The following is a 14,706-nucleotide window of genomic DNA, read 5'->3' as shown; positions in this document are numbered from 1 at the left end:
CTTATGGCGGCATTTTTAAGCCTAACACAAATGCACTAATGCTCCTGCCGGGAACTTTGGTTCTATATATGTAGATTTAGGAGGCATTACTTCGTCTGCATCGGCCAGCGCCATTACCTGTTCAATGGAAGGCGGATTCAGTAAAAAAGCCGCCTCATATTCGTTTCTATCTACTGCTCCAATCACTGCCGCGATAGCGTCTTGCTCCACATATCTTATTCGCGAATCTTCTGTCGGATTCGTTATTTTCAACAGGGGGGCGAGGATAGAATCATGCAGCAATCGAACTGTAATATCAGCCGCTGGATTTTTATGATTTAGGATATGATCCTTAGGAATTAGATTAAAAAACATTCCCTGACAATAGAAATCGAAACTTCCGGAAATGCGAGTGTCGGAAGACTGCGTAATTTGATTGATATGAAAGCTTCTTTTAATAGCCTGAAGTACCTCCTGCAGACTGAGACCGTTGAGATCCTTTATCAAACGATGGTAAGACTTTAGGTGGACTGACGAGGAAGGAATATAGACCGATGAAAAATACCGAAACCGGCCATCAACTCCCCTATCCTGTTTGAACAGGGATTGAAAAGCCGCCGCTCTATGATGCCCATCAGCAATGTAAACTGCCGGCAGCGCTGCTATCGCTGCGACCACTGCGGCTACCTCAGTTGCAGCACTCACCCGCCACAATCGATGATCAGCATCCTCTGCCTGAAATCTCAAATGCGGATCTACCCCTGAAAATTCATTCATCATTTCCATCAAAATCTGGGACTGCGGATAGGTAAGCAGAACGGGATTTCCGTCAATACCGGAATTTAGCAGGTAACTTTCAATATGCTCCTTCCGCTCGGGCTGGACGCGTTCGTGCTTCAAAATTTTAGTTTCCAGCTCACTGCTTGCTGTTAAAGCCCAAATCCCTTTAAAACTTTTCCCGCCCCTGGAAATCTCGATGATGTAAAGAGCTGGCTCCGCCTCTTCTACCATTACTTCTGATGCAAGAAATGCTGCCAGATTTTTGGCTATTTTACCAAATACTGCCTCTTTAGGATCCTTGCCATCCTCCTCATCCGGTTCAGGGGTAAGCAAATGCAGAAATGAATAGTCGTTATTGCTTCTTTGCACCTTCGCTTCCTCTAAGCTCATGTTTTCTATATAAACAGGCACTTTCTGAATAAAAGAAGAGGAAGGGTGAATCCATCTAAACGGAGCAATATTGGGCATAGAAACTAAACGGCAGGCTACGTAGTATGTTTAACAAAAAAGGGTTGCACAATGTACAACCCTTTAAATCTTTGAAAATCTTATTTCTACTTTTTGAAGAAATCAATGATCAAACTTGCAAGCTCTACACCAATTCTTTCCTGCGCCTCGTTAGTAGCGGCACCGATATGAGGTGTTAGAGAAATTTTTGGATGAGATAACAGGTCCTGACGTGGAGTCGGCTCATTATCGAATACGTCTAATCCAGCGAAAGCTACTTTACCAGAATTCAACGCTTCGATCAACGCGTCCTCGTCAATTGTTCCGCCACGAGAGCAATTGACAACGCCAACACCTTTTTTTACTTTTTCGAACTCTTCTTTCCCTAGTACAGGCTTTTCTGTGAAAGGTATATGAAGACTGATGAAGTCTGATTCGGTCAACAACTGCTCCAGCGAAGCTTTCACAACCGGAACTTTTACATTAACACCACCAGCAAGATTAAGTTCAAGTTCAGCAGGTACATCGTAAAGATCATAAGCTAAAACTTCCATGCCTAAACCAAGGGCAATTTTAGCAGTTTCTCTACCGATACGGCCGAAACCGATAATACCGATCTTCTTTCCTTTTAATTCAATTCCCTTGGCGTAAGCTTTCTTCAGGTCGTTGAACTTCGTCGCTCCTTCAACCGGCATCTTACGATTAGCATCGTGCAAAAACCGAATACCCGTAAACAAATGAGCAAATACTAACTCCGCCACTGAAGGAGAAGAAGCTGCTGGTGTGTTTACAACGGCCAATCCCTTGCTCCTTGCGTACTCCACATCTATGTTGTCCATTCCAACACCGCCACGGCCGATAAGCTTTAAGTTAGGACAAGCGTCAATTAAATCTTTACGAACTTTTGTTGCACTTCTAACTGTAATAGCGTCGAAATTTTTTAAAGCTTCTGATAATTGATCTTGAGGGATATTCTGAGTTTCAACGGTAAAACCAGCTTCTTCAAGCATCTGCTTTCCAACTGGATCTATACCATCATTCGCTAATATTTTAATCATTTTTATTTCAGTTTTTTACGGAGTATTTGATTTAAAAAGCCTGACCTTTCGTCAGATATTAACCGTTTTGTTCAGCAAACTCCTGCATTGTTTCAATCAGGGCATGAATTGCTGTTATCGGAAGCGCATTGTAAATAGATGCTCTGAAACCACCGACACTACGATGACCTTTGATACCTACCATTCCACGCTCTGTTGCGAATTTCAGGAACGGTTTTTCCAGTTCTGGGCTTTCCATCACAAAGCATACGTTCATGCGAGAACGATCTTCGACTGCACAAGTACCTTTGAAAAGAGGATTTCTATCGATCTCCGCATACAAAGCAGTTGCTTTCGCGATATTTTCTTTCTCAATTTGTGCTACTCCGCCTTTTGATTTCAACCAGCGAAGGTTCAGCATGGAGGCATAGATAGCGAATACCGGAGGCGTGTTGTATAAAGACTTATTATCTGCCTGGATTTTGTAATCCAGCATGGAAGGCAGCTTCCTTCCGGATTTGCCAATCAATTCATCTTTCACAATCACAAGGGTAACACCGGCAGGGCCCATATTCTTTTGTGCACCAGCATAGATCAAACCAAAATCAGCAACATTGATCTGGCGGCTGAAGATATCAGAAGACATGTCACTTACCAAAGGAACTGGCGATGATGGGATATCAAACAGCTCTGTTCCGAAAATAGTATTGTTGCTGGTCACATGGAAATAAGCGGCATCAGCCGGAATTTCGTATCCTTTCGGAACGTAGCTATAGTTTGCCTCCTTGGATGACGCAACAATGTGTACATTACCAAATAGCTTTGCTTCCTTAGCTGCTTTGCTTGCCCATGAACCAGAATCAAGATAGGCTGCTGTCTGACCTTCAGCTAAAAGATTCATCGGAACCATAGAAAACTGAAGACTAGCACCACCCTGAAGGAATAAAATAGAATAACCGTCAGGTACGTTAAGTAATTCTTTAACAAGGCTAATCGATTCATCTACCACAGCTTCGAACTCGGGTGCTCTATGGGAAATTTCCAGTATTGATAAACCGGTGTCATTAAAATTTAAAACAGCCTCTGAAGCTTGTTTAAATACTTCCTGCGGTAGAATACAAGGGCCTGCGCCGAAATTACATTTCATGATTTGGTATATTTTGTTGTGCTGCCAAATTTAGGAGATTTATATATTTTTCTTTACTTATTTTTAATTTTTGCAATAATTTTAAAATTCAACTGTCGGGATGTTAAGTAGTTAGGAACGGCAAACTGATTGTTACTTACATCCTTTATCCAGAGGTAGGACACCGTATTGTTGATATTCAGCAGGTTAAAGACTTCAGCGTAAGCTGTTAAAGAACTAAAAGTATTTGTTAACCGTCTTAAAAACTGGCCCTTTTTACCTTCCAGTATCTCCTTCGAAAAGCCTATATCAGCTCTCCTGTAGGAGGGAATTTTATAAATATCCATGAATCGCTCTGCAAGTGGCGGTCCGACAGGCAAGGCTGACCCGTACAGCAGGGTAAGATGTACTTTGTTGGCCGGGTTATGGAAGAGCTGATCCTGAAAAAATGCAGAGAAATTAACGCGTTGATCGCTCGGGCGTCGCAAGTATCCTGGATGAGTTGTCGTCAAAACCCCATCCGGACCTTTTAAAAACTTTTTATCTCCCTTAATATCTTCTTCTGTCTTCATCAGCGAAAGTCGAAAGACAGATTCCAATCCTTTTACAAACTCCGCCCTTAAACTTACATCCACCCCTGCCGCATATCCTCTCGATTCCTGTCCAGCCATATACCTGATCCGAACGTTATCGTACTTATAAGGAATAAGAAGACTTAGGCTCTTATAATACACCTCAGTGTCCAGATTTAATCGGGTTCCAAGTCCCGTAAATGAAGAGTTGGCGCCTATTGAAAAATGCAGCGAGCGTTGTGCTCGAACTTGCGGGTTTAGTTCACCGTTCACGGTACGCATTTCACGATAAAAGGGAGGCTGATAGTAAGCCCCGGCCGAAATCCTCCAGGAAACGCTACTTTCCTGAGGGGACAGCGTGGCACCTATCCTCGGACTTATCAGGACTTCTTTTGTATAGGAGCTTAAGTTGGCCCGAACTCCGAAAGTGAGCCCGATTTCATCTGAAAGAGGAAAGCTGTTTTGAATGTAAGCACTATACCTTGTCGTTTCGACCACGTTTCTGCCAAATACAAAATCCTGAACAAGCAAAGTCCTTTCGTTTTGGGGGATGGAGTAGCCCGCAGAATCGATGAGGTGAAACTCATTCAGATGATCTTCTATCCGGTCAAATTGCAATCTTACTCCCGCCTCAAAGTTCTGCCGTCTGCGTTGAAGATGAGTGCGTAATTCGGAGCTGTAAATATCTGCATTCAACTTGTTCCTTCCATAGCGGTGATCAATTCCGATCCCCCTCCCTATCCGAACAGGCGCAAGGCCCCCCGTATTGTCATTTAATTCGTCGAAGATATAGGCGCCTTCAATATCAAAAGTTTCATTCTCAGAATTTCGAAAGGCAGCGTTGATCCACTTTAAAGAGATGTTATTTGCCGGTGAATAGTTTAAAGTGAGTGCAGCTGCTGCTGATTCGTATCGGTCTTTTTCCTGCCCCTGATAATTAACCATCAAACGAAATTGCTGGCTCAATGTACCAAACGTCGTTTCTCTGCTTTCGGGGATTAAATTAAACTTACTCAGGTTATAATCCCCCCAAAAACTTATACCCACCTTTGATGATAGGTTGAGATGATACAAGCCCTGGATATCATAAAACTGCGGTTGATATCGGCCCTCTACAGGTTGGCTCTTCAAAAGGTTCCGATTGGTTTTGTTTCTCAATCCCAACAACAGATAGCTATTTTTTGCAGCGTGTTTTACAGTTGCAGAAAGACCTAGCAAGCCGAGAGAAATTACGGTCCCGGAACTATCGGGCCTTCCGTACCGTACGTCAAGGACCGAAGACATTTTATCGCCGAAGCGAGGTGCAAAACCACCCGCAGAAAAGCTCGCGGTACTGATAAGGTCAGGATTAATAAAACTCAAGCCCTCCTGCTGTCCGCTGCGTACCAACATCGGTCGAAAGACTTCGACGTCATTTATATACAGGAGGTTCTCATCAAAATTACCACCACGTACTGAATATTGGGAACTCAACTCATTATTCGTTGAAACTCCGGGTAGCGTTTTTAGCAGAGATTCAAAATTGCCGGAGGCCAATGGCATATTTACCATCGCTCTTCTCTCGATCTCCATCATGTTTCCCGCTCCGTGATATCGGGAGCGAACATCAACCTCGCTCAATTCCCTAACATCCTTCTCCAGCACTACATTTTTCACTATCGAAGCCGTTTGCGGCGCTTCCAGGACGAACGTAGTGCTAATAAAACCGGTGCGACTAAAGGTAACGCGAGCCTTCCCGGGGAGTTGGATTTTCAGCACATAATTTCCGGAACTATCAGTAGTGGTGTAGTTTGTCTCTCCTATCACCCTAACCGTTACGTTTTCAATTCCTTCCCCCTGCCCGCTTGTCACCTGACCTCTCAGTTCTACAAGCGACTGAGACGAGACGCCAAAAGAGAGAAGCAGCAAAAAAAGCAGAGAAAGGAGACGCATCAACTAAGCCTGAAGAACGTGCGGTTGGATTTCTTTTAGTTGAGATATTACTTCTGCAGGATTTGGGGCCGTAAAAACAAAGTTGCCAGCGACCAGAACGTTCGCCCCTGCATCTAAAAGAGTGGATGCATTTTTTGCGTTTACACCGCCGTCAATTTCAATAAGTAAACTATCATTTCTGCCAGCGGCAAGGGCTTTTAACGCGCGGATCTTCCGATAGGTATTTTCGATAAACTTCTGTCCGCCAAAACCGGGATTTACCGACATCAAAAGAACCAAATCCAGGTCATCGATAATATCCTCCAAAACAGCCACTGGCGTGTGCGGGTTTAAGGCGACTCCAGCTGTACATCCAAGTTCCTTGATGGCATGAACAGTTCGGTGCAGGTGAGTACAAGCTTCAAAATGAACGGTTATATTAGAAGCGCCCGCTTTTTTAAACTGCTCGATATACCTGTCGGGGTCAACAATCATTAAATGTACGTCGAGCGGCTTAGCAGCGTGTTTCGCTAATGCATCTAAAACAGGAAAACCAAAGGAAATATTAGGAACAAAGACGCCGTCCATAATGTCAACATGAAACCAATCGGCTCGGCTTCCATTTACCATTTCGATGTCTTTTTGAAGATTTGCAAAGTCTGCTGCTAATACAGAGGGTGCCACTAAATGATTCATGTTTCAAATATACAGCATTTTGAATGGCTGTATTAGGCAAAATAGCAAACAGAAGATGAAGGTGTGGAGAAAGTCTGAATTGTAATAAACTAAGGTTGGGCGGAATGAAAACAGCAAGGAGGCGTCTTATAACACCTCCCTGAATTTGAGAGACTAGGACCAGAGATTAGCAGCGCCAATCAGCGTCGCAGCCGTTCCCAGTACCGCCTGTTTAATAGGCACTTTAATATCTTTATCACTTAACCGGTCTTTTACATGAGGAATAAATAATTCCCAGGCGTCGTTATGGCCACCTATTAAAACCATATCCGGGTCGTACTTTCCTACTTGCTCCATCAGGAACTTCACAAAGTTTTCTCCGTACTCATTAAAAACCAACTGACCGATCCCGTCGTCAGTTTTAGCCATTAGGGTAAGCTCTTTCAAGTCATTGACCTGAAGCCCTGTAAATTCCTCATAGCGCCTGGAAATCCACTGAATACCGAGATAATCCTCCGCGATTCCATCTTTAAAGGGTTGATTCCAAAGATTGGCATCAATTGCAGCACCGCTAGAATAAAGAGCGGTACCCAGACCGTAGTTTAGCGTAAAGCCAATAATGTTGGTGAATCCCTTTGCTGCTCCCGCGAAAACTTCCCCCTGGAGGAAACAAGGTGTAACGTTTTCCATACGGATATTTTCGGGACTAATACCCAACCTTTCACCTATAAGCTCCTTAATATTTAAGCCGTATAAGGCATCGAACTTATTCTGATTCTTCATCAAAGATATCCCCTTCTCATAATCAACCGGCCCTGGCATACCCAATCCTATCTTGGGAGTTGAATCGGTAATATTTGCAAGCTGGAGACTTTCTTTGATAGCGCCTATCCAACAATCCAAAAGGTTTTCAACCGTTTCCTGCGGGTGAATTCCTCGTTTTACTCTCGTGCCCTCTACAATTGACTTGCTTCCACTATCAACTACTGCAACCTCAATCCCCGGGATATTAATATTAATTCCTAAAATGTAATTGTTCATAATATTGGTTAGTCCGCATTTAAACGGTCCGATAACTAGTTTAGATTCGCAAAATAAAAATTTTAGTCATAAAACGTAAAAAATTTAATTGTCACATTTTAAAGACCGGAAGTCTTTTTCAGGTTCGGGAATTACAGAATAGAAAAAACTAAAGGCATAGCAGATTAACCGCTATGCCTTCAAAATAATTTATCAATAAAGCCTTATAGCGCAGATTAAAAGAGCAGTTACAGAACTAGTACACTGTTCTTGCTACCAAATTCATTCTCACTTTCGTTGTCGGCTTCGGGATCATTAATCCACTCGGAATTGTTAACCCGATACTTGAACTCATGCTGAGTATTTTTAGGCAAAGTAATTTCTGCACTAAACGTTCCATCCTTCTTTTTACTTAAAGGAATAGGATTTTCCCAATCGTTATTTAGCCCTAGCAGCTCTACAGTTTCAGCATTTTCAGGAGATACTGAGAACTTCACTTTGCAATAGTCTTTAGTTTTGAGATATGTTTTCTGTAGCATTTTAAAAAAAATGAGAGTTTTATTGTGTAAATATAAACAAATCGCCTTTTTTATTAACAATAAGACAAATTTATTTCTATTCTTTAGCTTACTCCAATAGAAATTGATTTTAGACAGATTTTGTTTGAGAAAAAGAAAAAAATTATCGTTAGCCAATGACTAAACAAAAATCACTGTCTCCTAATCTCGGCCTGAACCTTCTTTGGAAGGCTTTTTAAAACTAACTCGTAGGAGTGATCTATCAGTTCCTGTAATAGCGAATCAGGTAGTCTTCCGTCCATTCTCACCGTGTTCCAATGCACTTTATTCATATGGTAACCGGGAGTTACCTCATCAAATTCCTCCCGCAGTGCTACTGCCCGTTCAGGATCACACTTTACATTAAAAGAACTGCCATTGTTGAGGCCTGCTAGTAAAAAAATCTTGTCCGCTACTTAAAAACGAGAGTATCTTCACCAAAAGGGAAAGATTCGGTCACCCTATCTTTACTCATGCAATACTCTCTTAATGTCTCGATATTCATAAAACATTTATTGATTTTGAAGCCAAATACTAAGCACCCCCACTAGGATTAGGCGAACTCAGTGGTAAATAAATCGAAAAGACAGACCCCTTCTCAGGAGCACTCTTAACTACTATTTTACCATGATGCCTTCTTATTATCTCGTTCGAAATGTACAATCCCATGCCTAGCCCAGACAGTGCAGGAGATAGCCCCTCAGCCCTGTAAAACTTTTCAAAGATGTGTCTTTGGCTTCTTTCGCTAATGCCAATCCCTTCATCCTTCACCTCAATCACTACACATCCCTTTTCAATACGGGTGCTTACATATACATTATAATTGCCGGGAGAATATTTAATCGCATTCACTAACAGGTTGGTTAACGCCTGCTCCAACCGGAACTTGTCCCCTTCTACCGTAGACTCCAAAGGGGCTGAAGTCAGAATTATTTTGTGACTTGAATACAAATGCTGCACGCTCTCAACGCTATCTTCCACCAAGTCCTTTACAGAAAAAGATCCGATGTTAAATTGTAGCTTACCGGCCTGAATTTTGGATACATTTAAAAGGTCGGAAATCAGATTATTAAGTTTTTTTATCTGAACATTAGCCTTCCTTACAAAAATCCGGTCGCTTTCCCGCAAATCCGCCCGGTCCAGCAACTGAATGTAGGCTTTTATACTTGTGAGCGGGGTCTTCAACTCGTGACTGGCAATGCCTATGAATTCGTCTTTCTTCTTCTCAATCTCACGACTGAGCATAAGCTCATGAAGAACCCTTTTCCGGTTTCTCACGAAATTCACTGATATGATTACCATTAGAGAAGTGATAGCTAAACCGACAATTAAGACCAAAACTGGCTGATCGCGCTCAATAGAGGAGCCAAACGTCTCGGAAGAAGACGCAAATACCCTCCACTGGGTTCCGGCTGTATAAATGGTAGTATCTGATGTAAATTCAACGTTGGCACGGCGTTTTTCCTCTATAGCGTAGAGATTAGGTCCAGACGCGTAGAGCAAGTTTTCTTCAGCAAAATGGTTCCCATCATAGATTTCGACCTGAATATCTTTAAAATTACTCAAGACTGAACCCATGAGATCTCGGGCACGGAATGGATTGTATACAAAACCCCGAAGGTTCCTTACGCGATCTTCAGCTGTTTTTACTGATTTTTGATTCGCGTATACGGGCAGATAAAGTAAAAAACCCGGCTGCACATCTTCATGCGTTTCCTGAACTAACGTTACTCGCCGGGTGAGAGCCGGCTGCCCCGTTGTCATTGCCCGGTGCATTGCTTCCCGCCTTTTCACCTCGCTATACATGTCGTAACCAAAAGCCCGAAGATTTCTACCCGTAAAGGGTTCTATATAGATAATAGGAGCGAGATGCGTTTGCTGAAAATCTGATTTGACCGTAAAGTTTGCATTAAGACGTTCCCTTAGTTTAGCTTCAAGCAGCCGCACTTCTTCCTTAGGAACCCAGGCCGCATATGCCACCGCTTGTATCCCCGGATAATTGACGTTAAGATTTAGATTCTCTATATACGTTTTCCAGTTTTCATAAGTTACCGAATCAGAGGCATAGAACAAGCTCTGACATCCCTTTAATATTTGCGTATAGTCTGATACCCTGTTCTTTATCGTCTCAGTGACGCGCTGCACCCGCTGTTCAAACAACCTTTCTCTTCGGGCTTTCGCTGATGTTTCTACAGTAGAATAAGCAAACAGAGTAAAGGCAAGTAAACAGAAAAATATGAGGATAGATGAGTAATATGTCTTGATAAGTGTTCTAAAATCCATGTTTACGCCTGCGGCCTGCTACTAGCAGCCTTCTAATATCAAACTTAATTTCTGACATTCAAAAAATACGCTCAATACTTATGCCTAAATGCGGGCTCGAAGCGGAAAGAGATTTTTCCTGGAGCAGGATAAATGGAAGTATTTTAGCACCTTTTGCGGCCGCTGGAGATTGAAATAGCTAAAGCATGGTTTTAAGTAGACGTAGTCTCCCGAAATATAGACATATGGGGACACGATTTTTCGGCTTTTAAAGCTGCTGTTTGTAACTTGCTTTCATTAAAAAAACTAAATTATGAAAAAGTTATTAGTGATTCTGGGGCTTCTCTTGTCTGTTTCTTTTTATTCGAACGCACAGGGCCAGGGAGGTTTCCAGCGAAGAACACCTGAAGAGAGTGCAAAGATGCAAATGGAGCGCTTGCCGCAAACATTGAATCTTAACGACGATCAAAAAACAAAGATTTCCGCGATCTTTTTAAACCAAGCTAAATCAAGAGATAGTTTGTTTACGGCTACAGGGCAAGGTGGCGACAGAGAGGCAATGCGGGCTAAAATGATGGCAATTACCAACGCTAACGACGAAAAGGTAAGAGCGCTATTAAATGACGAGCAAAAGAAAATCTACAACACCTATGTAGAGGAGCGAGCTACCCGAATGAGAAACGGGCAACGCCCGCAGGGTAACCGATAAGTTGTTACGAGGCTGCCCTTCATCAGGGTAGCCTCGTTTCACTTTAAAATGCCCCTAGATCCTCTTAGCCATACAAACGCTTCCTGCCACCCCTATATAAGGACCGAAACTGTCTGTAACCAGAAATCCATGTCTTTCAAAAAGCTTAATTGCCTGCTCCTGCAACTCTCCTGTCTCTAGCATCAGACGTCCAAAGTTCAGTTCCTTCGCCCAGGCTTCGATTTCATCGAGGATTCCCGAGGCAACTCCTAAGCCCCGGAAGTAAGGATTTACAAACAAGCGTTTTACTTCCGCAGTGTTCGCATCCAGCGCTTTAAAACATCCACCTCCGATAGTAATGTTTTTGATAGAAGCCAAAACGACTGTATCAATATGATCCACTTTAATATCCACATCAAACTTGTAGCTATTGTGGTTATACATTGCAAACAAGTTTTGATCTAATTCTTTGATGATATTTACAAATTTTAGATCCCTTCCGTGCGTTCTCTCAAATTCAATAGTTGTTTTCAATTCAGATTTTGGACTTTTGTGAAAATTTGCAACTTCTTTAACCTTCATAACTAATAATTATTACTACTTTTTTAAAACCACCAAGAAAAACACACGATCGAAGTTTCAATTTTAACACTTAAATAACACAAAACCTAAATTTTTTAAACAAAAAAGCCCGTATTGATTATAAAAACTCAATACAGGCTAGAAAATGATAAAATAATAGCAAATTACGCCTCACCCATCATTAGTCCCTCTATAGTATGAGCTTGAACAATCGGCTCGAGCTCGTTTACTAATCTGCAGGTAATGTGCTGCTTCAAATACTCCGGAAGCGTATTCCAGTAACCGCGAGTAATTTGCAGGTCATGACGCTCGGCATTATTAGCTCCTGGAGCATCTACACCCAAAACCAGCACGGGTCTCGCCTTCTGGGAAAGATTGGCAGTTCCTCGATGAATAGTGAGGGCGGATCTAACTGACACATCTCCCATCTTGGGCATTTTCTTTTGTGCCAGCTGCTCATACCTGCTATACAGTTCCTTGGGAGGAAACATACCGTGCTCAAAGCCTGCGGGATCGTCCCATTGTGTACCGGGTGCAATTTCAAAAGGCCCCATATCTTCAAAAACGTCTACCGTCGTCAGGTTGAACGCCAGGGAGTTCAATCGCCTACCAATCAATGTATCATCAGGTGCAGGGAAATCGCGGTGCCACGGTTGATTCTGGGCTCCAGGATTGGGCACATCAAATCCAATTTCCACTATTTTGTACTCAGGGCCCAGCACGGCCTCGCATACAGCTATCACCCAGGGATGCATCGCCAAATCCACGAACCCCCGAATATCCTCCGGATGAATCTCCACATAATGGCGTTTAGGACCACGCCCAACGGCGCCGCCAGGGCGCTGTAACGCATCCTTATACAACACTTCAATATCTTCGCGCAGACGCTCCACCCAGTCTCTGCTAAAGGCACCTTTAAGACCAGTAATTCCATCGCCATATAGGGCGCCCATAATCTGAGCAACATCATACTGCTGCTTTTTTACTTCTACTTCTGCCTCCTCAATCTTCATCTTTTTAAACTTTGGTTCTTCTAAAAACGGCAAGGATAGTGCCAGCCGAAACATTTAAGAATTTCAGTGTTTATATTCCTGATTGATACCAAAATGAATACAACAATAGTCAACGAGTACTACTCGCCGGATGGAACTCCATTTTCCTTTAAGATAAGCATGAAAGACACCCCTGCCGGTGAATTACAGGTCCAGGTGACGGAATTTAATCAGGATGATTTAGCTACGAACAAGAGGAGCTACGAACTGAAAGACCGCTTGCACTCCTCCTACCTGACCTTCTTTGAGCAGCTCGCTGACGACTTTGGTTTGCGTTTGCCCAGAAACAAAACCGAACCCGTCTCGGCAGCCAGTGCCAGCTACAACTACCGAGTGTTGCTTGACAAAAACCTTGACGATCGTATGTATTACGGATATGGCGACCCGGCAGCCATAAGAGTGGAGGAAGCTAAGGAAACATGGTATTACATCGCCTCCACATCCAACGATGCAAGCTTCTCCTTTCCTCTGGTCCGCTCGAGGGATTTACAGACATGGGAATTTGCAGGCTACATCTTTCCCCCAGGAAACAAGCCTGCCTGGGCGGCAGAAGGAGAATTCAATGCAGACTACTGGGCGCCAGAAATCCACCAGGTAGGACAAGAATTTCGGCTGTATTTTGTTGCACGAGATAAAACTACCCGGGAACTGTGCATAGGAATGGCAAGATCTAGGGACGTCGCTGGACCTTACAGAAGCGAAACAAGCCCAATACTGCGCGGGAATGTAATCGACCCGCACTTATTTATAAAAGACGAATCCGAAACTTACCTACTCTGGAAAGAAGACAACAATGAGCGGTGGCCCAACGAATTGGTTGATTTCCTATATTCCAACCCCTCCCTGGTAACAACACTTTTTGAGCGCGTCGAGGATCAAAAAACAGCCTGCTTTCTGCTCACCATTTGGCCCTGGATGCAACACCTACCGCCAATGGAACGCTTTCAGGCTGAACAGGTGCTTATTGAAGCGGTGATCGAAAGATTTTCAGGTTTTCAAGCAAGGCTTCAGCAAGTCCTGGAAAAGAGCCAGGAGGAGTCGGTTATGAGTAAAATCCCAGCAATTCTAAACTTCATGAAAACGCCTATGTATGCGCAACGACTTAACCAGGAGGGCAACCAGTTGATAGGTGAGAAAAAGAAGATAATCGAAAACGACCTGGATTGGGAGGCTCACCTTGTAGAGGGATTATGGATTACAGAACACAACAAGCGATACTACCTTTTTTACGCCGGAAACGACTTCTCAACGGACAAGTACGGGATTGGGGTAGCTATTGCAGACCATTTTCTGGGACCTTACCGAAAGAGCCGGCAACCTTTCCTGCAATCCTCAGCCAGCTGGGTCGCTCCCGGCCACCCCTCTGTCACCACCGGCCCCGACGGAAGACCGCTTCTGTTCCTTCATGCCTACTTTCCAGGCACCGCGGGATATAAACAGTTCAGGGCATTGCTGGCGCTGAACCTAATCTTTAAAGAAGATACCGTACTCATTGATACTGCAGCACCCTGAGCCGGACCAACTCCCTACCCTCCGGCACTTTCCCCCTCATCTAAGGCCTATCTGATGCTCATATCCCGTAGGAAAAGCTAATTCATATACGAACAAGATCTGACCAAGATCAGGGGACATACATACCAGATGGCCGGCTGGTAGGGAGATGGTAGCCGGAATACTGGAATTCAACCTAAGTAAAGGAGAAAGAATAGCCTGTTAACGAGGATAAACTGGCACGATATTTACATTCTTCTACCAAATTAAAGTCCATCTATTATGAGCAATAAAAGCAATGTAGGGAATCAGGGAGTGGATGGGTCTACTCCTAAACACAAGGGTGAAATGAAAAAAAGTGAGCAAAAGGGCGCCACCACTGTCAGCAAAAAAGGATCAGGTAAACATTTTAAAGATCATTCAGGATCTGCAGCCGTTAAGTCGACTGACCCTGAAAACACCACAAAAAAACAGCAGAACAGTATCTAAGCAGGAACAGAGCTATTCGCATACGAGTAGCTCTGTTC

14 protein-coding genes are annotated in these 14,706 nt (G+C 43.3%); 3 read left to right on the top strand and 11 right to left on the bottom strand.

All coding sequences use genetic code 11. The annotated features are described in order from the left end of the window. Positions 1 to 21: 21 nt before the first annotated feature. From J4N23_RS06330 to J4N23_RS06290, 9 genes are all read right to left on the bottom strand, one after another. Positions 22 to 1,227, bottom strand: coding sequence for a DUF1015 family protein (locus tag J4N23_RS06330; protein WP_207426183.1), 1,206 nt, complete (start codon positions 1,225 to 1,227; stop codon positions 22 to 24). An 86-nt stretch (positions 1,228 to 1,313) separates the two neighbouring features. Next, complete coding sequence (locus tag J4N23_RS06325; protein ID WP_207426182.1) at positions 1,314 to 2,264, bottom strand: D-2-hydroxyacid dehydrogenase; 951 nt, start codon at positions 2,262 to 2,264, stop codon at positions 1,314 to 1,316. Between the two features lie 58 nt (positions 2,265 to 2,322). Then, positions 2,323 to 3,390: a 3-phosphoserine/phosphohydroxythreonine transaminase gene (serC, locus tag J4N23_RS06320; protein WP_207426181.1), complete on the bottom strand. Its 1,068-nt coding sequence runs from the start codon at positions 3,388 to 3,390 to the stop codon at positions 2,323 to 2,325. 53 nt (positions 3,391 to 3,443) lie between these two features. Further along, a complete protein-coding gene (locus tag J4N23_RS06315; protein WP_207426180.1) occupies positions 3,444 to 5,873 on the bottom strand; it encodes a TonB-dependent receptor domain-containing protein in 2,430 nt (809 codons plus the stop codon). A gap of 3 nt (positions 5,874 to 5,876) precedes the next feature. Beyond that, on the bottom strand, positions 5,877 to 6,548 hold the full coding sequence (gene rpe, locus J4N23_RS06310) for a ribulose-phosphate 3-epimerase (protein ID WP_207426179.1): 672 nt from the start codon (positions 6,546 to 6,548) through the stop codon (positions 5,877 to 5,879). A gap of 153 nt (positions 6,549 to 6,701) precedes the next feature. Beyond that, the gene (locus J4N23_RS06305) at positions 6,702 to 7,568 is read right to left on the bottom strand and encodes an ROK family protein (RefSeq protein WP_207426178.1); all 867 of its coding nucleotides are present in this window, start codon (positions 7,566 to 7,568) and stop codon (positions 6,702 to 6,704) included. Between the two features lie 227 nt (positions 7,569 to 7,795). After that, positions 7,796 to 8,086, bottom strand: coding sequence for an isoamylase early set domain-containing protein (locus tag J4N23_RS06300; protein WP_207426177.1), 291 nt, complete (start codon positions 8,084 to 8,086; stop codon positions 7,796 to 7,798). A 170-nt stretch (positions 8,087 to 8,256) separates the two neighbouring features. Then, positions 8,257 to 8,508, bottom strand: coding sequence for an MmcQ/YjbR family DNA-binding protein (locus tag J4N23_RS06295; protein ID WP_370527241.1), 252 nt, complete (start codon positions 8,506 to 8,508; stop codon positions 8,257 to 8,259). A 130-nt stretch (positions 8,509 to 8,638) separates the two neighbouring features. Next, positions 8,639 to 10,387, bottom strand: a complete 1,749-nt coding sequence (locus tag J4N23_RS06290; RefSeq protein ID WP_207426176.1) for a CHASE domain-containing protein — start codon at positions 10,385 to 10,387, stop codon at positions 8,639 to 8,641. Between the two features lie 292 nt (positions 10,388 to 10,679). Between J4N23_RS06290 and J4N23_RS06285 the strand changes: the two genes are divergently transcribed. Then, positions 10,680 to 11,075, top strand: coding sequence for a hypothetical protein (locus J4N23_RS06285; protein ID WP_207426175.1), 396 nt, complete (start codon positions 10,680 to 10,682; stop codon positions 11,073 to 11,075). A gap of 54 nt (positions 11,076 to 11,129) precedes the next feature. Here the strand turns inward: J4N23_RS06285 and J4N23_RS06280 are convergent, their stop codons facing one another. Both J4N23_RS06280 and J4N23_RS06275 read right to left on the bottom strand, forming a co-directional pair. Beyond that, positions 11,130 to 11,636, bottom strand: coding sequence for a GNAT family N-acetyltransferase (locus tag J4N23_RS06280; protein ID WP_207426174.1), 507 nt, complete (start codon positions 11,634 to 11,636; stop codon positions 11,130 to 11,132). Between the two features lie 164 nt (positions 11,637 to 11,800). After that, entirely contained in the window at positions 11,801 to 12,649 is an 849-nt protein-coding gene (locus J4N23_RS06275; protein ID WP_207426173.1) for a phytanoyl-CoA dioxygenase family protein, read from the bottom strand. A 93-nt stretch (positions 12,650 to 12,742) separates the two neighbouring features. Here J4N23_RS06275 and J4N23_RS06270 point away from each other — a divergent pair, with 93 nt between their 5' ends. Together J4N23_RS06270 and J4N23_RS06265 are read left to right on the top strand one after the other, a co-directional pair. Beyond that, on the top strand, positions 12,743 to 14,200 hold the full coding sequence (locus tag J4N23_RS06270) for a family 43 glycosylhydrolase (RefSeq protein ID WP_207426172.1): 1,458 nt from the start codon (positions 12,743 to 12,745) through the stop codon (positions 14,198 to 14,200). Positions 14,201 to 14,461: 261 nt separating this feature from the next. Continuing rightward, positions 14,462 to 14,668: a hypothetical protein gene (locus J4N23_RS06265; RefSeq protein ID WP_207426171.1), complete on the top strand. Its 207-nt coding sequence runs from the start codon at positions 14,462 to 14,464 to the stop codon at positions 14,666 to 14,668. Positions 14,669 to 14,706 lie beyond the last annotated feature (38 nt).

It is taken from the genome of Pedobacter sp. SYSU D00535, assembly GCF_017355855.1.
Lineage (GTDB): Bacteria > Bacteroidota > Bacteroidia > Sphingobacteriales > Sphingobacteriaceae > Desertivirga.
The sequence above is the reverse complement of the archived record's forward strand: the minus strand, read 5'-3'. Positions and strand labels throughout refer to the sequence as shown.

Excerpts from the sequence above, each read along its gene's own strand:
- J4N23_RS06280 (WP_207426174.1), bottom strand. The coding sequence starts at position 11,636 with ATGAAGGTTAAAGAAGTTGCAAATTTTCACAAAAGTCCAAAATCTGAA.
- J4N23_RS06330 (WP_207426183.1), bottom strand. The coding sequence starts at position 1,227 with ATGCCCAATATTGCTCCGTTTAGATGGATTCACCCTTCCTCTTCTTTT.
- J4N23_RS06290 (WP_207426176.1), bottom strand. The coding sequence starts at position 10,387 with ATGGATTTTAGAACACTTATCAAGACATATTACTCATCTATCCTCATA.
- J4N23_RS06270 (WP_207426172.1), top strand. The coding sequence starts at position 12,743 with ATGAATACAACAATAGTCAACGAGTACTACTCGCCGGATGGAACTCCA.
- J4N23_RS06300 (WP_207426177.1), bottom strand. The coding sequence starts at position 8,086 with ATGCTACAGAAAACATATCTCAAAACTAAAGACTATTGCAAAGTGAAG.
- J4N23_RS06265 (WP_207426171.1), top strand. The coding sequence starts at position 14,462 with ATGAGCAATAAAAGCAATGTAGGGAATCAGGGAGTGGATGGGTCTACT.
- J4N23_RS06285 (WP_207426175.1), top strand. The coding sequence starts at position 10,680 with ATGAAAAAGTTATTAGTGATTCTGGGGCTTCTCTTGTCTGTTTCTTTT.
- J4N23_RS06315 (WP_207426180.1), bottom strand. The coding sequence starts at position 5,873 with ATGCGTCTCCTTTCTCTGCTTTTTTTGCTGCTTCTCTCTTTTGGCGTC.
- J4N23_RS06275 (WP_207426173.1), bottom strand. The coding sequence starts at position 12,649 with ATGAAGATTGAGGAGGCAGAAGTAGAAGTAAAAAAGCAGCAGTATGAT.
- J4N23_RS06305 (WP_207426178.1), bottom strand. The coding sequence starts at position 7,568 with ATGAACAATTACATTTTAGGAATTAATATTAATATCCCGGGGATTGAG.
- serC (WP_207426181.1), bottom strand. The coding sequence starts at position 3,390 with ATGAAATGTAATTTCGGCGCAGGCCCTTGTATTCTACCGCAGGAAGTA.
- J4N23_RS06325 (WP_207426182.1), bottom strand. The coding sequence starts at position 2,264 with ATGATTAAAATATTAGCGAATGATGGTATAGATCCAGTTGGAAAGCAG.
- rpe (WP_207426179.1), bottom strand. The coding sequence starts at position 6,548 with ATGAATCATTTAGTGGCACCCTCTGTATTAGCAGCAGACTTTGCAAAT.